We start from the raw sequence: 17,861 nt of genomic DNA on the forward strand, positions 1-17,861 counted from the left end.
AGATGTGCGCATGGACTCCGAGCCGACGACCAACCCCGCCGAGGACCCGGCGACCCAGACGACCGCGAGCGACGCGTCGCTGGTGCGCCTGCAGTCCCGCGCGGCCCAGCGCTCGCGCGGTGAGAACGGCCGATTCATCCGAGTTGCGCCCGAACTCGACGCGCCCGTCGACGAGGAGTTGCCGGACGACCGCTTCCTGGACCGAGAGATCTCCTGGTTGCAGTTCAACGAGCGGGTGCTGCAGTTGGCCGGCGACCCGTTGGTCCCGCTGCTGGAGCGCGCCCGCTTCCTGGCGATCTTCGCCAGCAACCTGGACGAGTTCTTCATGGTCCGTGTCGCCGGTCTGAAGCGGCGCATCGCCACCGGGCTCGCCGTGCGATCCGCCTCCGGCCTGGAGCCACGCGAGGTGCTCGACGAGATCAGCAACGCCGCGCACGAGCTGATGCAGGTGCACGCCAAGATGTTCCAGCGGCACATCCGCCCCGCCCTGGCGGACGTCGGCATCCGCATCGTCCGTCCGAACGACTGGACCGACGCCGACCGCGCGCACCTCAACAAGCTGTTCCGCAACCAGGTCTACCCCGTGCTGACCCCGCTGGCGGTCGACCCGGCCCACCCCTTCCCCTACATCTCCGGTCTGTCGCTCAACCTCGCCGTGGTGCTGATCAACCCCAAGACCGACCGCGAGCACTTCGCCCGGGTGAAGGTCCCGCCGCTGCTGCCGCGGCTGATGGCACTGCCGCCCGGCGAGGACGAGGACAAGCTGTATGACGCACGGTTCGTCGCCATCGAGGACGTCATGGCCGAGCATCTGCAGTACCTCTTCCCCGGCATGGAAGTACGCGAGCACTTCACCTTCCGCGTCACCCGCAACGAGGACCTCGAGGTCGAGGAGGACGACGCCGAGAACCTTTTGACCGCACTGGAGAAGGAGCTCACCCGGCGCCGCTTCGGCCCGCCGGTCCGGCTCGAGGTCGCCGACGAAATGGACGACCACGTCATGGACCTGCTGGTTCGTGAGCTCGGCGTCCGCGACGACGAGGTCTACCGGCTGCCCGAGCCGCTGGACCTGCGAGGGCTGAACACCCTTGCGGATCTTGACCGTTCGGAGTTGCGCTGGCCGCCGTTCCTCGCCAAGCCGCACCCCGACCTGGCTCCCGTCGAGCGGTCCGCCCAGTCCGACGTGATGGCCGCGATGCGCTCGGGCGACATACTCCTGCATCACCCCTACGACTCGTTCTCCACGTCCGTCGTCGCCTTCATCGAGCAGGCCGCGAACGACCCGCATGTGTTGGCGATCAAGCAGACGCTCTACCGCACCAGCGGTGACTCGCCGATCATCGACTCGTTGATCGACGCCGCCGAGGCCGGCAAGCAGGTGCTGGCCGTGGTCGAGATCAAGGCCCGGTTCGACGAGGAGAACAACATCACCTGGGCGCGCAAGCTGGAGCGCGCCGGGGTGCACGTCGTCTACGGCATGGTCGGCCTCAAGACGCACGCCAAACTCTGCCTGGTGGTGCGCGAGGAGAACGGCGAGATGCAGCGCTACGCGCACGTCGGCACTGGCAACTACAACCCGAAAACCGCTCGCCTGTATGAAGATCTGGGCCTGCTCACCTGTGACCGCGAGGTCGGCGAAGACCTGTCCCGGCTGTTCAACCAGCTCTCGGGTATGGCGCCGCGCAGCAAGTTCAAGCGCCTCCTCGTCGCACCGCGTTCAGTCCGCACCGGCTTGCTGGAGAAGATCCAGCGGGTGACCGAGGCCGCCCGCGACGGCAAGCGCGCTCGCCTGCAGATCAAGGTCAATTCGCTCGTCGACGAGGAGATCATCGACGCCTGCTACCGCGCCTCGATGGCCGGCGTCGCGGTGGACATCTGGGTCCGCGGCATCTGCTCGTTGAAGCCGGGCGTGGAGGGACTGTCGGAGAACATCCGGGTCCGGTCGATCCTCGGCCGGTTCCTGGAGCACTCGCGGGTGTTCCGGTTCGTCATCGAAGCGCCCGAGGGCGCCGACGGCCCCGAGGAGGACATCGTCTACATCGGCAGCGCCGACATGATGCACCGCAACCTCGACCGCCGCGTCGAGGCTCTGGTCCGCATCACCGATCCCAAGCACATCGAGACGCTCGCCGCCCTGCTCGACGAAGGTATGTCGGACGAGACCTCCTCCTGGCACCTGCACGGCGACGCCCGGTGGGAGCGACATCACCTCGACGCGGAGGGCAACCCGTTGCGCGACCTGCAGTCCGACCTGGTCGCGACCTACGCGAAGCGCAAGCGCAAGGCCCGCCGCCGGTGACGGCTCGCACGACCACGCTGCGAACCGGCACGGTCGCCGCCGCAGGCGCCCTGCTGTGGCGCCGCAGGAACGACAAGCTGCAGGTCGCCCTCGTGCACCGGCCGAAGTATGACGACTGGTCGTGGGCCAAGGGCAAGCTCGATCCGGGTGAGACCTGGGTCGAAGCAGCCGCCCGAGAAGTGTTGGAAGAGACCGGTTTTCGGCCTCGGCTCGGCATACCGCTGCCTCGCTCCGTCTACACAATGCCGCGCGGCTCCCTCAAGGAGATCCGCTACTGGGCAGCCGAGGTCATGGCGGGTGACGGTTCGCTGGAGAACGAGATCGACCAGGTCGCCTGGCTCACCCCCGAGAAGGCGCAGCGGCGACTCAGCTACGAGCGGGACGCGCAGCAACTGCAGGCCGTGGTCGACGCCGACCGCGCCGGCACCCTGCAGACCTGGCCGCTCGTGGTGGTCCGGCACGCCGACTCGGTCCCGCGCAAGCTGTGGGACGAGCCGGATCCGCTGCGACCACTGGACCGCAACGGACGCGACCAGGCGCGCGCGCTGGTGCCGATCCTCGCGGCATACGGCATCGAGCGCGTGATCACCTCACCGTCCACGCGCTGCCTCACCACCGTCGAGCCGTATGCCGCCGCTGCGGGCATCGCCCTGCGCACCAAGTCCGGACTGTCCGAGGAGACCTTCGAGCGGGACCCGGGGCGGTCCGTCCGGAACGTCGAGCGACTGCTGGCGCGCGCCGAGCCGGCCGCCCTGTGCACCCACCGACCGGTGCTGCCGACGGTCCTGGAACACCTGCGCGACACGACCGAACCGGACAGCGAGGTGCACGAGATCCTCGCGGTCGCCGCCGAGGACGGTATGGCGAAGGGCGAGGCGCTGGTCTGCCAGGTCAGCGGCAGCGGAGACTCTGCGCGTGTCATGAGCGTCGAGCGCCATACGCCATCCTGACCGTTCGCTGACCATTCACCCGCCGGACTCTCATCAAGGCGTCGCGACGCGTTCACCCTGCGTTCACCACCGAGGTGGTAACCGGTCACCCGCCTTCCCTACGTTCTGCCTTGACCGGCCGACGTGGCCGTTTCCACCAAGCTTTATGGGAAGGCAGTTCTCTTGAAGATCTCGCGCATTGGTCGCGCTTCCGGTCTGGCCATCGCAGGAGCGCTCGCGCTCTCGGCCTGCGGCAGCTCCTCCAACTCCGACTCCAGCAGCTCGGCCGGTGGCTCCTCCGCCGCAGCGAGCTCCTCCGCCGGAGCGACTGGCGGCTCGACTGCCGCCGCCGGCAGCGTCACCTGCTTCTCCGGCAACCTGACCGCCGAGGGTTCCACCGCTCAGCAGAACGCCATCACGCAGGCGATCTCGGACTACCAGGGCAAGTGCAGCGGCGCGAAGGTGTCCTACAACGGCACCGGCTCCGGCGCCGGCATCACCAAGTTCATCGCCAAGCAGGTCAACTTCGCCGGCTCCGACTCGGCACTGAGCCCCGACAAGGGCGAGCCCGCCAAGGCCAAGGCAGCATGCGGCTCCGACGCCCTCGACATCCCGATGGTGACCGGCCCGATCGCGGTCTCCTACAACGTCAAGGGTGTCGGCAAGCTGAACCTCACGCCGAAGCTCATCGCGCAGATCTTCTCCGGCAAGATCAAGACCTGGGACGACCCGGCCATCAAGGCCGCCAACAAGGGCGTCACCCTGCCCAGCACGAAGATCTCGGTGTTCTTCCGCTCCGACTCCTCGGGCACCACCGACAACTTCACCAACTACATGAACACCGTCGACCCGGCGGACTGGCCGAACAAGCACGACAAGACCTGGAAGGGTTCGGTCGGCCAGGGCAAGGCCAAGACGGCCGGCGTCGCCTCCGCCATCAAGGCGACCGACGGTGGCATCGGCTACGTCGAGTGGGGTTACTCGATCCAGAACAAGCTGAACATGGCCACCGTTGACGGTGTCGCCCTGACCGCGGACTCCGCCGGCAAGGCCATCGCGGCCGCCAAGGTCATCGGCACCGGCAAGGACCTGTCGCTGAAGATCGACTACAAGACCAAGGCCGCGGGTGCCTACCCGATCGTCCTGGTCACCTACGAGGTCGCCTGCTCGAAGTACGCCGACGCCACCACGGGCAAGAACGTCAAGGCGTTCCTGTCCTACATGGCCTCGCAGGACTTCCAGAAGCAGCTCACCGGTGTCGGCGCCGCGCCGCTGCCGGCAGCGATCCAGTCCAAGGTCGTCGAGACGATCAACTCGATCAGCTGACGAACAAGTGACAGGCTTGCGGGGGTGTCGTGATCACGGCGCCCCCGCAAGCGTGTGCGAAAGACCTTCCGCCATACCGCATCACCCAGCCGGCCCCGTCCCACGTGCCGCGCAGTTCACGGAGATCAGATGAGTTCATCGACCGGCGCCTCGCTCGCCGACGAATTGCCCGACCCCGACGGCAGACCGCCACTGCACGGTGACAACGCCAACACCGGCCGCCTCGGCGACCGGATCTTCGGCGGCGCCGCCACCGGCGCCGGCCTGCTGATCATCGCCCTCGTCGTACTGATCGGGATCTTCCTGCTCTTCCAGGCGGTCCCCGCCATCGGCCAGGACAAGGTCAACTTCCTGACCAGCCGTGACTGGGACATCACGGCCAAGAAGTTCGGCATCCTGCAGTTGCTCTGGACGACGGTCGCGACCTCGGTCGTCGCGCTGGTCATCGCCGTGCCGTTCGCCATCGCGATCGCGCTGTTCCTGACGCAGTACGCGCCCAAATGGCTCTCCGGACCGGCTGCCGCGCTCATCGATCTGCTGGCCGCCGTGCCGTCGATCGTCTACGGCCTCTGGGGCTACTTCATCGTCGCGCCGAAATACGCGACCATCCAGAACTGGCTGTCCGACCACCTCGGCTGGTTCCCGCTCTTCGGCAAGGTCGACGGCGTCGGCGGCGGTACGACCATGTTCCTGGTCGGCATCGTGCTGGCCATCATGGTCCTGCCGATCGTGACAGCGTTGACCCGCGAGGTGTTCGCGCAGGCACCGCAGGCGCACCAGGAGGCGGCCTACGCGCTGGGCGCGACCAAGTGGGAGATGATCCGCACCGCGATCCTGCCCTTCGGTCGCCCCGGAATCATCAGCGCGACCATGCTCGGGCTGGGCCGGGCACTCGGCGAGACCGTCGCCGTCCTCTACATCCTCTCCTCGCTGCCCGGTGGCACGAAGTGGACCTGGTCGCTCTTCAACGGCGGCGACACCTTCGCCTCCAAGATCGCGAACGGTTCGTCCGAGTTCACGCCGGGCATCGGCACCGGCGCGTATGTCGCAGCCGGTCTGGTGCTCTTCGTGCTGACGTTCGTGGTCAACGCAATAGCGCGCGTCATCATCGAGCGCAGGAAGGCGTTCTCGGAATGAGTATGGATGTGAAGGACATTGCGCCGGCCGATGCCGGTGACCTGGGCGGCATCAACCACGGCAAGTCCGGTGCGCGCGCGGTCAAGAACACCATCGCGACTGTCGTCATCTGGGCGGCCTTCCTGGTCGCCCTGATCCCGCTCATCTGGATCATGTGGTCGGTCATCTCCAAGGGCTTCAGCACGATCCTGGACACGACGTGGTGGCAGAAGGACCAGTCGGGCGTCGGCGCCCCGGGCTTCGACCACAACGTGCGTGGCGCCCGCCATGCTCTGGTCGGCACCATCCTGATCTCGGTGGCGACCTCGGTGATCGCGATCCCGATCGCGATCATGACCGCGATCTATCTGGTGGAGTACGGCCGTGGTCGCCTCGCCCGCGCGATCAGCTTCATGGTCGACATCCTGTCGGGTGTGCCGTCGATCGTCGCCGGTCTGTTCATCTACGCAGTGTGGGTGACCTTCTTCGGTTTCACCCTCAACGGCTTCTGCGCCTCGCTGGCGCTGGTGCTGCTGATGGTGCCGGTCGTATGTCGCTCCACCGAGGAGATGCTCAAGCTCGTGCCGAACGAGCTGCGGGAGGCGTCATACGCGCTGGGTGTCCCGAAGTGGAAGACCATCGTTCGCGTCGTGCTGCCGACGTCGTTCTCCGGCATCGTCACCGGCTCACTGCTCGGCTTCGCCCGCGTGGCCGGCGAGACGGCACCGCTGCTGATCCTGGCGCAGTACTCGCAGTTCCTGAACCAGAACCTCTTCTCGGGCAACTTCGCCGCACTGCCGACGCTGATCAACACGAACCTGCCGAACATGTCGGGTGACCCGGTCAGCGCCGACCGGGTGTGGGGTGCGGCCTGCACCCTGATCCTGCTCGTCCTCGTGATCAACCTGATCGGTCGGGTCATCGGCCACTTCACCAAGGTCAAGAAATGACCGTCCAGTCTCCCCGCCCGGCACGCAAGAACTAGGAAAGCACTTCATGGGTAAGCGAATTGACGTCAAGGACCTGAACGTCTTCTACAGCGACTTCAAGGCAGTCGAGGGCGTCACGATGACGATCGAGCCGCGCTCGGTCACCGCCTTCATCGGCCCGTCGGGCTGCGGCAAGTCGACGTTCCTGCGCACGCTCGACCGGATGCACGAGGTGACGCCGGGCGGACGTGTCGAAGGCAAGGTCATGCTCGACGACGAGGACCTGTATGCCGCCACGGTCGACCCGGTCGCGGTGCGGCGCACGGTCGGCATGGTCTTCCAGCGACCGAACCCGTTCCCGACCATGTCGATCCGCGACAACGTGGTCGCCGGATTGCGCCTCAACGGGGTCAAGAACAAGAAGGTGCTGGACCAGAAGGTCGAGGAGTCGCTCGTCGGCGCGAACCTCTGGAACGAGGTCAAGGACCGGCTGAACAAGCCGGGCGCCGGCCTGTCCGGTGGTCAGCAGCAGCGACTCTGCATCGCCCGCGCCATCGCCGTCGAGCCGCAGGTGCTGCTGATGGACGAGCCGTGCTCGGCGCTCGACCCGATCTCGACCCTGGCGATCGAGGACCTGGTGACCCAACTCAAGGAGCAGTTCACCATCGTCATCGTCACGCACAACATGCAGCAGGCCGCGCGCGTCTCGGACCGCACGGCGTTCTTCAACCTCGAGGCGACCGGCAAGCCCGGCAACCTGATCGAGATGGACGACACGCAGCAGATCTTCAACAACCCCGGCAAGAAGGCCACCGAGGACTACATCTCCGGTCGCTTCGGCTGAGTTGTATTGCTTCGACTCCTCGCACGAGGGAAGGGGCTGGGCAACGAGCGAGCTCGTTGCCCAGCCCCTTCCCTCGTGGTCGTCGTCTCCGCGGCGTCCGCTTGTCGTTCGGTGCCGGTTGATCATGCCTGCTCCGTCCTCTCCGCGGCGCCCGGCACACACCTTCCCGAGTGACGGCTTCTTCGCCGAGTGACGGCGCCATACGACCGTCAGTGGGCGAGGAAGCCGTCACTCGGCGGTGACGGTCGACACCCTGCGACTTGAACGATCGTCCATTTCAGTGAGACTCGCCACAGAGCACCCGAATTCACCCACTGCCGCGTGCAGTTCGCCTCGCGTTCCTGCATCATTAACCCGTGGTGAAGAAGGAGAACCGTCGTCCGCGGTTTCGCGGTCGCAAGGGAAACACTCTCGAGGTCTCCGATTCCCACGGACATCGTGCGACGACTCCGCTGGTGCGGCTCGAGGACGACCTGACCAAGGAGAACGGCAGTTTCGCCTTCGGCTACTGCAAGAGCTGCGACTGGACCGGCCGCGCCCGCAGGTCACGCGACAAGGCCCGTGAGGACGCGCGCCATCACCGCGAGAACTGCTCGGGCAAGGGCAAGGTCCGGCTCGGCGCCATCGACCACCGCTGAGCCCATCCTCGAAATTCCCGATCGAGGGCAGGAACAAGTCCGGACACGACACCGTTAGGCTTCATGGTGCGTCGGGCCGCGGCAGCCCCGGGTCCCAAAATTAGCCGCTACGAGCGGCCGTGCGCCGTGAGGCGCTCCCGGCCCGACGCACCCACTCCCCTTCCGGTGACTGCTACTGCTGCGCGTTCAGGTGAGTGAGCCGGCCCGCCAGGCGGACGCGGCACGCTCCAGATCCGTTGCGGTGTCCAGCAGTGCTGCGGCGCTGCGAGTGCCGGCGCTCGCGCGCAGTTCGTCATACCCGTCCTGATCGTCGGCACGGTGCGCCCGACCGATCGAGATGATCCGGCAGAACGCCGCTGCGCGCTCCAGCGCCACCGCCAGGTCGCCGTCGAAGACGCCGGTCAGTATGGCGTCCACCAGCTGCCGCAATGCCTCCGGCGACGGTGGCTCCGCGGCTCCAGCGATGACGTGCTGGACATCTGCCAACTGTCTCCCCGACTCGTAGTCGGCCGCCGCACTGACCGGGTCCCGGCGCACCGACTCGTGGATCGCGTAGAGGCGCCACAGCGCGCCCGGCAGGCTGACCGGAGGGCGGCCGGCCCAGAGCTCGGCCACGGTCGCCATACCGAGTTCGTCGACGAGGCCGACCAGTCGCTTGGTCAGCTCCGGGTCGTCGGCGGCACGACCGTGTCCCACCAGGACGGCTGCCGTCTCGTGGGCTATCTCCGAGACCTGCGCCGGATCTACGCCGGCCGATGCCTGGGCGTCGAGCGCGCCCGGGCTGAACATCGCCGGACGTCGTGGTCGCCGTTGCTCGTTGCTGCTGTCGTCGGTCATCCGTGACTCCTCTGCATCGCCGTCCACCGTAGGCGATATCGAGTAGACCTCGAGACGCTCCTTCGTAGCTCCTCGGCCACCTCTGGTCAATCGAGTCGGTTGAGGCCGAGGACGACGATGACGGCCTGGCCTGCTGCGTCGCTGGCCGCGAGGTTGACCTCGGCGTCGATGCCCCAGTCGCCGTCACCGGCCGGGTCGTGCACGACCTGGCGGACCTCCCACTTCTCCCTGCTCCGCTCGATGCGCAGGTATGACGGACCACGCGCGTCCGCGTCGGTGAGCATCTCGTCGTGTTCGTCGAAGTATGCTGAAAGGTCGTCGTGCCAGGCGGATTCGTCCATGACGACTTCGGTGGGAGGTTCCGTGGACGCGGCGACCGACCGCTCGAGGGCAGCGAGCGCAACGATGTCCCGGCGTGCGGCGAGCTCCAGGCGGTGGAACATGCCGCGCCGGATCTGGATCTGGAACGCCTTCCCGGTCGTGATCGACCGCGGTGTGTGCACCAGGGCCGCCCCGCGTTCCTCGTGCAGCGCCGGGTTGACCAGTTCCTCCCACTCGTCGAGCAGGCTGGAGTCGGTCTGCCGGATGACCTCGCCGAGCCACTCGATCAGGTCGGTGAGCTCGTCGGTCTTGGCGTTGTCCGGCACGGTCTGCCGCAACGTGCGGTAGGCATCGGTCAGGTAGCGCAGCACGATCCCCTCGGATCGTGCGATTTCGTAGTAGCGCACGAGATCGCCGAAACTCCAAGCGTTTTCGTACATCTCGCGCACGACCGACTTCGGTGAGAGCGCCTGCTCGCCGACCCAGGGCTGCGCCGCACGGTAGGTCTCGAAGGCCGCGTCCAGCAGCTCCGCGAGCGGCTGCGGCCAGGTGACGTCCTCCAGCAGCTCCATGCGCTCGTCATACTCGATGCCGTCCGCCTTCATCTGCGCCACGGCCTCACCACGAGCCTTGCGTCGCTGGCCGAGCAGGATCGGCCGTGGATCCTCCAGGATCGACTCGATGACGGACACGACGTCGAGCGCATGGGTCAGCTGGTCGGTCGCCGGGTCCTGCGGATCGGGCAGGACATCGAGCGCCGCGAGTGCGAAGGGTGCCAGCGGCTGGTTGAGCGCGAACCCGTCCTGCAGGTCGGTCACCAGCTGTATGCCGCGCCCGTCGGACAGCGGCTGCGGCAGTCGCTCCACGACACCGGCCGTGAGCAGCTCCCGGGTCAGCGTGATCGCCCGCCGTGCGAGCCGCCGCCGGCGTCGCGGGTCCTCATGGTTCTCCCGCACGAGATCACGCACAGCGGCATACGGATCGCCCTCTCGTGCAATGAGATTGAGCAGCATCGAATGAGTGATGCGCATGCGCGACTGGAGCGGCTCCGGGTCGGCGTGGACCAGTTTCTCGAAGGTCTCCTCGGTGTAGTTGACGAAGCCCTCCGGCGGCTTCTTGCGTTGCACCTTGCGCAGCTTCTTGGGATCGTCCCCGGCCTTGGCGATGGCGCGTGCGTTCTCGATCAGGTGTTCCGGCGCCTGTATGACGACCGTCCCGCTCGTGTCGTAACCGGCCCGCCCGGCGCGGCCGGCGATCTGGTGGAACTCGCGCGCCTTGAGCAGCCGCTGACGGGTTCCGTCGAACTTCGCCAGACCGGTGAAGATGACCGTGCGGATGGGCACATTGATGCCGACCCCGAGGGTGTCGGTGCCGCAGATGACCTTGAGCAGTCCGTCCTGCGCCAGCGTCTCGACAAGGCGGCGATACTTCGGCAACATGCCGGCGTGGTGAACGCCGATCCCGTGGCGCACCAACCGATTCAGTGTCTTGCCGAAGCCGGCGGAGAAGCGGAATCCGGCGATGATCTCGGCGATCTGCTCCTTCTCGGCCTTGCTGAGCATGTTGATGCTCATCAGCGCCTGGGCCTGTTCGAGGGCGGCGGCCTGGGTGAAGTGCACGACATACGCCGGCGCTTCCTTGGCGTAGAGCAACTCCTCGATGGTCTCGTGCAGCGGCGTCATCGCCCACTTGAAGGCCAGCGGCACGGGACGCTCGGCGTTGGCGACTGTCGCGGTCGGCCGGCCGGTCCGTCGCGTGAGCTCTTCCTCGAAGATGGTCACATCGCCCAATGTTGCTGACATCAGCAGGAATTGGGCCTGCGGCAGCTCGAGCAGCGGCACCTGCCACGCCCAGCCGCGTTCGGGCTCGGAGTAGAAGTGGAACTCGTCCATGATGACCAGGCCGACATCAGCCGTCCGCCCCTCACGCAATGCGATGTTGGCCAGCACCTCCGCGGTGCAGCAGATGATCGGCGCGTCCGCGTTGACCGACGCGTCGCCGGTCAGCATGCCCACGTTGTCCGCGCCGAACATCTCGCAGAGCGCGAAGAACTTCTCCGACACCAGCGCCTTGATCGGCGCGGTGTAGAAGCTGACCCGGTCGCCGGCGAGCGCTGCGAACTCGGCAGCCGTGGCAACCATCGACTTCCCGGAGCCGGTCGGCGTCGCCAGGATGACGTTGGCGCCGGCGAGCAGCTCGATGATCGCCTCCTCCTGGTGCGGGTAGAGCGTCAGGTTGCGCTCCCCCGCCCACTCCACGAATCGCGCGTAGGTCTCGTCCGGGTCGTCGGTGTCGGGCAGGCGCTCGTAGAGATTCATGATGAGCCCATTCTCCCAGGCTCTTGTCCGATCACCGACCGCCGCTGGGGTCACCCGCTGCCGACGGTCGGAACCCGGCGCGCGTCGAGCCGAGCCACTGCAGCGCCAGTGGCATGGCTTGGATCCAGGCGCCCATGCGGTGCCCGACCCGTCGCCAGACGACCGTGGTCACCGACAGCGGCGGCTTCGCCTGGTGCGCGAACTGCTCACTGGCCCGTCCGGACACGGGGTCTTGCAGCGCCACCTGCACCCAGGCCGCGATCCGCGGCGGCGCCGTGCGCACGACGTGGTTCAGGTCGTATGTCGCCGGAGGCTTGCCGTGGAACGGGTTCCACCGTCCGAAGATCGGCCGGAAGTACCCGCCGAGCACGATCATCGAGCCGAACTGCTGTGGGCGATGCATCGCCGTCAGTGCCGCGCAGTAGCCGCCGGCGCTGAAGCCGAGCGTCGACCACGACTCTCGGTCCGGACGGGCTCGCAGATGCCGCACGACCCAATCGGGAACGTCGTGCGTCAACCAGGTCAGCATCGGCATGCCGGGGCCGTCGACACATTCGGTGTCGACGCCGTTCGGCAGGTATGTCGGGGCGATCACGATCGTGGGGGCCATCTCGTGCCGTTCGACCAGCCGGCTGATCATCGCACCGATGTGCACCGGGCGATGAAAGTCGTCCGACGTGCCGGGCACGCCGTGGAACGCCTCGATCACCGGAAAGGTCCGGCCTCGCTGTGATCGATCGTTGTATTCAGTCGGAAGCCACACCGACATCCGGACGTTTCGTCCGGTCGGTCCGGGCATCGACACGGTGGTGTACTGGCCACCGCCCCGGCGCTGATGCCGCAGATGCTCCTCCCACCGCGAGCGGTGTCCTCCGAACCGGTGTCGTGCACGTGAGTCGGCCTCGATCGCACCCGGCGAGAGGGCAGGCTGCACGGGGTCAGCGCCATACGTGGTCGGACCGCCGTGCGGTGAATCGGCACCGATCAGATCGTTGCGGAGGTCGGACCAGTCGGCATACCAACCGTTCTGGGCATTCAGCGTCGCGGCAACGGCTACCAGCGTGAGCAGCGTCGCCGTGGCCTGCACGCCGACACGACCTGCGATGGAGCGCCACCGGGATTGTGCGAGACGCGGCCAGAGCAGGACCACGGCGACGAAGGCGCTCACCGCCGTCAGCCATGTCACCACGACCGTGCCCATGCCGTTCGGCGCCATACGTCATCCCCCGGTATCCCCCGATGCAACACATCCCCCGAGCGCCCCGATGCACCCGCCCCGAGCCATTCTGCCCTGTGGCGGCGACCGTTCGCACCACATATGCTCGGCCGCGCTGCGACCGACCCGGACGGGTCGCCGTGACGCCGGACGCCGGGTTTGACTACGCTTACCGGGCGCATCCGCGCGAGGGCCTTTAGCTCAATTGGTAGAGCTGCGGACTTTTAATCCGTAGGTTGTGGGTTCGAGCCCCACAGGGCCCACTCCCTGACGAGCGGCAATCGGCTGCGTCACCCCCGTCCCACGGCGCCGGGCACTGGTCTGTTCCCACCAGGAATGGCATGGTCGTTGTGACACCTTGTCCCAACGACGGGCATTCGACTCGGGAGCACTCATGAGCACGGTGATCATGCACAACGTCGTGTCGGTGGACGGGTTCATCGCCGACCTGAATGACGATCCAGGACCGTTGCACGAGTGGTGCTTCGGTGGCGATGTCCCGATAGGCAATGGCGACAAGGGATTCGACCATTCCGGCGCCGGCGTCGGCTTCAAGGTCGCCGCGGCGTCTGCGCCATACGTCCAGGCGATGTGGGACTCCATCGGCGTCATCGAGCTCGAACAGCAATGCCTGCTGGAGGATCCGGACCTGGTGATCCAGGGCGAAAGCGTCCTGCACCTGCGCTATCGGGTACGGCGATGAGCGAGCTCTCCGTCGACGGCATCCTGGCCGCCAATCGCTACCTGGTGCTCGGCACCGCCGACGCGGACGGCACGCCATGGGCCACACCCGTGTTCTTCGCGCCGCTCGGCGACGACCGCGTCTGCTGGGTCTCGTCACCGAGCAGCAGGCATTCGCGCAACATCGCAGCTCGCGCGCAGATCGCGATCACGGTGTTCGACTCCAGCGTCGCCGTCGGATCGGCCGAGGCGGCCTACTTCGATGCCGTCGCCGTGGCAGCACCGGACGCCCCATCCGCACTCGAGGCGCTGAACGCGCGCCTGCCGAGCGGCAAGGAACTGACTCCCGAGGACCTCGAACCGGCCGGCCCGTTGGTCGCGTATGCCGCCGAACTGCAGCGTCGCTATGTGCTCGTGCGAGGCAGCAGTCCGCACTCCACCCACGCGTTCGACACGACGGTCGAGATCTGAGATCGCTTGACAGTCGGTCGATTTCGGCCGTTCGGTCCGATATCGATTCGTGACCTCCGGACCGCCAACCCGGCAGCGCGCTCGGGAGTCTTCCAGGCATGAACACTCGGGGAAAAGCAATCGCGACCACACTCACCACCGTCTGCGCACTCGGCGTCATCGGCGCGACCGGACCGTCCGCGCTGGCAGCGACCCACAGTGCGACCAGCATCGCCCACCTGACGCCCGCGCCCGTGCTCGGTTCGGCGCACAGTTGCACGGTCTGGGTTCGAGCCGACCGAAAACCGTTGACTTCGGCGGAGATCCGACCAGCTACATCAAGAACGTGCACTGGACCTCGTGGGACGGCAAGGTCGCCACGGGCACCGGCACCGCCTGCCGTCCGCCGGCCGACGGACCCATCGCCTACTGCAAGCCGACCACCGCGACGATCAAGGCGTTCCGCCTCGGCAGCTGCAGCACGCACGGCCGTCCGGCATACACCCGCGTCGTGTGGTGGTTCCCGGTGGACGGTGCGTTCGACCCGAAGAACAACTCGGCCTTCAACACCTGCACCGCCGGCGTCGAGTAGCCCTCGGGGGACCCCTCATCCGCGGAGCCGCGCATAGCTCCGCGGATGAGGTGCGTTTGCGTTTATACCGCGCATGCAACTATTGTTGACGCCGGTTACATCGACGCGCACTCATGAAAGGTCCTCCCCGCGATGCCTCTCGCACTTCTCGCCCTGGCCATCGGAGCCTTCGGCATCGGCACCACCGAATTCGTGGTCATGGGGCTGATGCCCCAGATCGCCGATTCGTACGGCGTCTCCATCCCGACGGCGGGACTGCTGGTGAGCGGTTACGCCATCGGCGTCATGCTCGGCGCGCCGGTGATGACGGTGCTCGGCAATCGGATCAGCCGCAAGACGATGCTCATGCTGCTGATGGGCCTGTTCATCGTCGGGAACGCCCTGTCGGCGGTCGCGCCGACCTTCGGCCTCATGTTGACCGGCCGGATCGTCGCCTCGCTCGCACACGGAGCCTTCTTCGGTATCGGCTCGGTGGTTGCCGCAGGTCTCGTGGCACCGAAACGCAAGGCTGCCGCGATCTCGCTCATGTTCACCGGGCTGACCGTCGCCAACATCGTCGGCGTCCCGGCCGGCACTCTCATCGGACAAACTGTCGGCTGGCGGGCAACGTTCGCGGCGGTTGCCGGATTGGGCGTCATCGGGCTCCTCGGGATCGCGAAACTCGTTCCGCCGATGCCGCGTTCGCAGGCCGCGAACCTGCGCGGCGAACTGGCGGCGTTCCGCAACGTGCAGGTCGTGCTCGCGATGGCCATGACGGTCCTCGGCTTCGGCGGCGTGTTCGCAGCGATCACCTACATCGCACCGATGATGACCAAGGTTGCAGGCTATTCCGAGGGCGCCGTCACCTGGCTGCTCGTGCTCTTCGGAGTCGGCATGTTCGTGGGCAACCTGGTCGGCGGCAAGTTCGCGGACCGGCGGCTGATGCCGATGCTGTTCGTCACGCTCGGCGCCCTCTCGCTCGTCCTGTTGGTCTTCACCGCCACCGCCCACAACAAGGTGCTCGCCGCGGTCACGATCGTGCTGGTCGGCGGGCTGGGCTTCGCCACTGTGCCGCCGTTGCAGAAGCGCGTCCTCGACCAGGCCCACGGTGCACCGACCCTGGCCTCCGCCGTCAACATCGGCGCGTTCAATCTCGGCAACGCATTGTCGGCGTGGCTCGGTGGCATCGTGATCGGTGCCGGTTTCGGCTACACCGCGCCCAACTGGGTCGGTGCCGTGCTCGCGGCGTCGGCACTCGGCCTGGCCATCTGGTCTGCGGCGCTGGAACGTCGGCCGGAGCAGGTGCCGGCGCTGGCGCAGACCTCGTGTGCCTGAGGTACGGCCGGTAAACTTGCAAGCGCCGATTGCCGTCATACGACGGAAGTTCGGCGGAACCACGACAACGCATCACCCGCAGGGAGCGACATGACCGCCACCGACCCACAGCTCACCGCTCTCGTCAGCGGATGGGCTGCACTCTCCCTGCTGCACGATCGGATCGACGGCCAGGTCGAGCGGGCACTGCAGGCGAAGCACGGACTCAGTGTCCGGGAGTACTCGCTGCTCGACGTCCTCAGCCGGCAGCACGACGGAGAGGGTGGCCACCTGCAGATGAAGCAGGTCGCCGACGCCGTCGTGCTCAGCCAGAGCGCCACCACTCGCCTGGTCACCCGGCTCGAGGACCGCGGACTACTCGCCCGTTACCTGTGCCCGACGGACCGGCGCGGCATCTACACCGATGTCACGCCCGCCGGGAAGACGCTGCTGAGGAAGGCTCGGCCGACGAATGACGAGGCGGTGCGCTCCGCGCTCGACACCGCGGCCGAGAACCCGGAGCTGACCACGCTCGTCGACGCGGTCCGCGCGCTGAAGTGAGCCGGGTGCCGGGCGTCGTTCGCCGTGCCGGACTCAGTCGCGACGGCTGAGCATGCGCCCCGGGAGCCTGGTCGCCCCCGCGATCACCGCGGCGAAGAGTGCGGCCGCGATGGCGACGACCACGCTCATGACCGCGACGTGGCCATAGCCGTCATGTCGGGGGTCCAGGAACGGATACGGATACCAATCGACGATCGGCCCGCGGATCAGCGAATAGACAAGGTAGGCAAGCGGATACGCCAGCCAGAGGGTGGCCGAACGCAGGCTGATCCGCCGATCCGGCAGGTCGATCAGCCAATCGACCACGGCGACGATCGGCACGAAGTAGTGCAGCACGACATTCGCCCACGGGAGTGGTGTGTCGACGTCGACGTTGCTGAGCAACAGTGCGTAGACGACTCCGGTGATCGAGATGTAGACCGTGGCCGCACCACGCAACGAGTCGAACCATCGCGGCCCACTGCCTCGCAGTTGTATGGCGGCAGCCATTGCGAAGACGACCGCGACGATGATGTTCGACTGGATCGTGAAGTAACTGAAGAAGTTTGCCGCTGTCGCGGGGTCGACGTCGCGCATCGTGGTGTTGACCAACAAAACGACCACCGTGACCACGATCAGCGCCGCCAATAGCAGGCGCACGACGGCGTGGACCCGCTCCGGGACCGACACCCCTGTGTCGTCCCGGCCCTGCACCAGCGGTCCCGCTGCCATGGACTCACGGTAGAGGTCGCGACACCTCCCGGCATACCTCCTCGCAGAAACTCGTCGGACGAAATCCCGTTGCATCCGATCCGCGTGGTCTGGTGCACTGAGAAGGACCTGTCCGAGATACGAGGAGCCCGCAGATGCGCCGTCCTTCCTGCACCGCACCGATTCACTTCCCCGCGGCCAAGGACAGGACCCTTGCATCTACTCAATCTCGGAATACTCGCGCACGTCGACGCCGGTAAGACCACGCTGACCGAGCGCCTGCTCTTCACGGCAGGCGCGATCGACAGACTCGGCAGCGTCGACAGTGGCACCTCCACAACCGACACCTTGACGCTCGAACGCGAGCGTGGCATCACCATCAAGACCGCCGTCGCCAGTTTCACCATGGGCGACCTGTCGGTGAATCTCGTTGACACCCCTGGACATCCGGACTTCATTGCCGAGGTCGAGCGCGCGCTCGGCATCCTCGACGGTGTGGTGCTCGTCGTCTCGGCGGTCGAAGGTGTGCAGCCCCAGACACGGATCCTGATGCGTGCCCTTCAGCGCATGGACGTGCCGACGACCCTCTTCATCAACAAGACCGACCGGGCCGGCGCGGACCCCGATCGGGTCACGCAACAGATCGTGCACCGGCTGAAGCCGGCACTCGACACTCGAATCCTGCGCGGGTCCGCCCGCACCGGCGACGGCATCGACGAGTTGCTCGCCGTCATCCGTCGGATGCGGCCCGCTTCGGGCGACAACGCTGCACCTGTCTCCGCAACCGTCTTCTCCGTCGAGCGTGACGGTCGGGCCTGGAT

16 protein-coding genes, 1 tRNA gene and 1 pseudogene are annotated in these 17,861 nt (G+C 67.0%); 14 read left to right on the forward strand and 4 right to left on the reverse strand.

Features of this window, described 5'->3' with window-relative positions; genetic code table 11:
• Window positions 1-10 precede the first annotated feature (10 nt).
• The 7 genes from ACZ50J_RS18635 to ACZ50J_RS18665 all read left to right on the forward strand — a co-directional run bounded on the left by ACZ50J_RS18635 (window position 11) and on the right by ACZ50J_RS18665 (window position 8,081).
• The gene (locus ACZ50J_RS18635; RefSeq protein WP_464298651.1) at window positions 11-2,299 is read left to right on the forward strand and encodes an RNA degradosome polyphosphate kinase; all 2,289 of its coding nucleotides are present in this window, start codon (window positions 11-13) and stop codon (window positions 2,297-2,299) included.
• A complete protein-coding gene (locus tag ACZ50J_RS18640; RefSeq protein ID WP_464298652.1) occupies window positions 2,296-3,249 on the forward strand; it encodes an NUDIX hydrolase in 954 nt (317 codons plus the stop codon). Before ACZ50J_RS18635 ends, ACZ50J_RS18640 begins: the two co-directional genes overlap by 4 nt.
• A 162-nt stretch (window positions 3,250-3,411) precedes the next feature.
• Window positions 3,412-4,554, forward strand: a complete 1,143-nt coding sequence (pstS, locus tag ACZ50J_RS18645; RefSeq protein ID WP_464298653.1) for a phosphate ABC transporter substrate-binding protein PstS — start codon at window positions 3,412-3,414, stop codon at window positions 4,552-4,554.
• Between the two features lie 129 nt (window positions 4,555-4,683).
• A complete protein-coding gene (pstC, locus tag ACZ50J_RS18650; RefSeq protein WP_464298654.1) occupies window positions 4,684-5,691 on the forward strand; it encodes a phosphate ABC transporter permease subunit PstC in 1,008 nt (335 codons plus the stop codon).
• Entirely contained in the window at window positions 5,688-6,620 is a 933-nt protein-coding gene (gene pstA, locus ACZ50J_RS18655; protein ID WP_464298655.1) for a phosphate ABC transporter permease PstA, read from the forward strand. The genes pstC and pstA overlap by 4 nt, the downstream gene beginning before the upstream one ends.
• A 46-nt stretch (window positions 6,621-6,666) precedes the next feature.
• Window positions 6,667-7,443, forward strand: a complete 777-nt coding sequence (gene pstB, locus ACZ50J_RS18660) for a phosphate ABC transporter ATP-binding protein PstB (protein ID WP_464298656.1) — start codon at window positions 6,667-6,669, stop codon at window positions 7,441-7,443.
• Between the two features lie 356 nt (window positions 7,444-7,799).
• The gene (locus tag ACZ50J_RS18665; RefSeq protein ID WP_464298657.1) at window positions 7,800-8,081 is read left to right on the forward strand and encodes a hypothetical protein; all 282 of its coding nucleotides are present in this window, start codon (window positions 7,800-7,802) and stop codon (window positions 8,079-8,081) included.
• 186 nt (window positions 8,082-8,267) lie between these two features.
• Here the strand turns inward: ACZ50J_RS18665 and ACZ50J_RS18670 are convergent, their stop codons facing one another.
• The 3 genes from ACZ50J_RS18670 to ACZ50J_RS18680 form a co-directional block, all read right to left on the reverse strand.
• Window positions 8,268-8,918, reverse strand: a complete 651-nt coding sequence (locus ACZ50J_RS18670; protein WP_464298658.1) for a hypothetical protein — start codon at window positions 8,916-8,918, stop codon at window positions 8,268-8,270.
• Between the two features lie 86 nt (window positions 8,919-9,004).
• On the reverse strand, window positions 9,005-11,557 hold the full coding sequence (locus ACZ50J_RS18675) for a DEAD/DEAH box helicase (RefSeq protein WP_464298659.1): 2,553 nt from the start codon (window positions 11,555-11,557) through the stop codon (window positions 9,005-9,007).
• Between the two features lie 31 nt (window positions 11,558-11,588).
• Window positions 11,589-12,773: an alpha/beta hydrolase gene (locus tag ACZ50J_RS18680; RefSeq protein WP_464298660.1), complete on the reverse strand. Its 1,185-nt coding sequence runs from the start codon at window positions 12,771-12,773 to the stop codon at window positions 11,589-11,591.
• A gap of 190 nt (window positions 12,774-12,963) precedes the next feature.
• On the opposite strand from ACZ50J_RS18680, the gene ACZ50J_RS18685 reads away from it, so the two are divergent.
• From ACZ50J_RS18685 to ACZ50J_RS18710, 6 genes are all read left to right on the forward strand, one after another.
• Window positions 12,964-13,036, forward strand: a tRNA-Lys gene (locus ACZ50J_RS18685).
• Window positions 13,037-13,167: 131 nt separating this feature from the next.
• Complete coding sequence (locus ACZ50J_RS18690) at window positions 13,168-13,476, forward strand: hypothetical protein (protein WP_464298661.1); 309 nt, start codon at window positions 13,168-13,170, stop codon at window positions 13,474-13,476.
• Window positions 13,473-13,925 carry a pyridoxamine 5'-phosphate oxidase family protein gene (locus ACZ50J_RS18695; RefSeq protein WP_464298662.1) on the forward strand — a complete coding sequence of 151 codons (453 nt, stop codon included), beginning with the start codon at window positions 13,473-13,475 and terminating at the stop codon, window positions 13,923-13,925. Before ACZ50J_RS18690 ends, ACZ50J_RS18695 begins: the two co-directional genes overlap by 4 nt.
• A 325-nt stretch (window positions 13,926-14,250) precedes the next feature.
• Entirely contained in the window at window positions 14,251-14,496 is a 246-nt protein-coding gene (locus ACZ50J_RS18700) for a hypothetical protein (protein WP_464298663.1), read from the forward strand.
• A 132-nt stretch (window positions 14,497-14,628) separates the two neighbouring features.
• A complete protein-coding gene (locus tag ACZ50J_RS18705) occupies window positions 14,629-15,810 on the forward strand; it encodes an MFS transporter (protein WP_464298664.1) in 1,182 nt (393 codons plus the stop codon).
• Between the two features lie 90 nt (window positions 15,811-15,900).
• Window positions 15,901-16,350: a MarR family winged helix-turn-helix transcriptional regulator gene (locus tag ACZ50J_RS18710; protein ID WP_464298665.1), complete on the forward strand. Its 450-nt coding sequence runs from the start codon at window positions 15,901-15,903 to the stop codon at window positions 16,348-16,350.
• A 33-nt stretch (window positions 16,351-16,383) separates the two neighbouring features.
• Here the strand turns inward: ACZ50J_RS18710 and ACZ50J_RS18715 are convergent, their stop codons facing one another.
• On the reverse strand, window positions 16,384-17,061 hold the full coding sequence (locus ACZ50J_RS18715; RefSeq protein ID WP_464298666.1) for a Pr6Pr family membrane protein: 678 nt from the start codon (window positions 17,059-17,061) through the stop codon (window positions 16,384-16,386).
• Between the two features lie 192 nt (window positions 17,062-17,253).
• Here ACZ50J_RS18715 and ACZ50J_RS18720 point away from each other — a divergent pair.
• Window positions 17,254-17,814: pseudogene (locus tag ACZ50J_RS18720) on the forward strand (GTP-binding protein); the annotation flags it as partial.
• Window positions 17,815-17,861 lie beyond the last annotated feature (47 nt).

The organism is Flexivirga sp. G2, assembly GCF_055397625.1.

Bases quoted from the DNA above. Each gene is read 5' to 3' on its own strand.
- ACZ50J_RS18690 (WP_464298661.1), top strand. From the start codon at position 13,168: ATGAGCACGGTGATCATGCACAACGTCGTGTCGGTGGACGGGTTCATC.
- ACZ50J_RS18710 (WP_464298665.1), top strand. From the start codon at position 15,901: ATGACCGCCACCGACCCACAGCTCACCGCTCTCGTCAGCGGATGGGCT.
- ACZ50J_RS18675 (WP_464298659.1), bottom strand. From the start codon at position 11,557: ATGAATCTCTACGAGCGCCTGCCCGACACCGACGACCCGGACGAGACC.
- ACZ50J_RS18680 (WP_464298660.1), bottom strand. From the start codon at position 12,773: ATGGCGCCGAACGGCATGGGCACGGTCGTGGTGACATGGCTGACGGCG.
- ACZ50J_RS18715 (WP_464298666.1), bottom strand. From the start codon at position 17,061: ATGGCAGCGGGACCGCTGGTGCAGGGCCGGGACGACACAGGGGTGTCG.
- ACZ50J_RS18705 (WP_464298664.1), top strand. From the start codon at position 14,629: ATGCCTCTCGCACTTCTCGCCCTGGCCATCGGAGCCTTCGGCATCGGC.
- pstA (WP_464298655.1), top strand. From the start codon at position 5,688: ATGAGTATGGATGTGAAGGACATTGCGCCGGCCGATGCCGGTGACCTG.
- ACZ50J_RS18670 (WP_464298658.1), bottom strand. From the start codon at position 8,918: ATGACCGACGACAGCAGCAACGAGCAACGGCGACCACGACGTCCGGCG.
- ACZ50J_RS18695 (WP_464298662.1), top strand. From the start codon at position 13,473: ATGAGCGAGCTCTCCGTCGACGGCATCCTGGCCGCCAATCGCTACCTG.
- pstC (WP_464298654.1), top strand. From the start codon at position 4,684: ATGAGTTCATCGACCGGCGCCTCGCTCGCCGACGAATTGCCCGACCCC.
- pstB (WP_464298656.1), top strand. From the start codon at position 6,667: ATGGGTAAGCGAATTGACGTCAAGGACCTGAACGTCTTCTACAGCGAC.
- ACZ50J_RS18635 (WP_464298651.1), top strand. From the start codon at position 11: ATGGACTCCGAGCCGACGACCAACCCCGCCGAGGACCCGGCGACCCAG.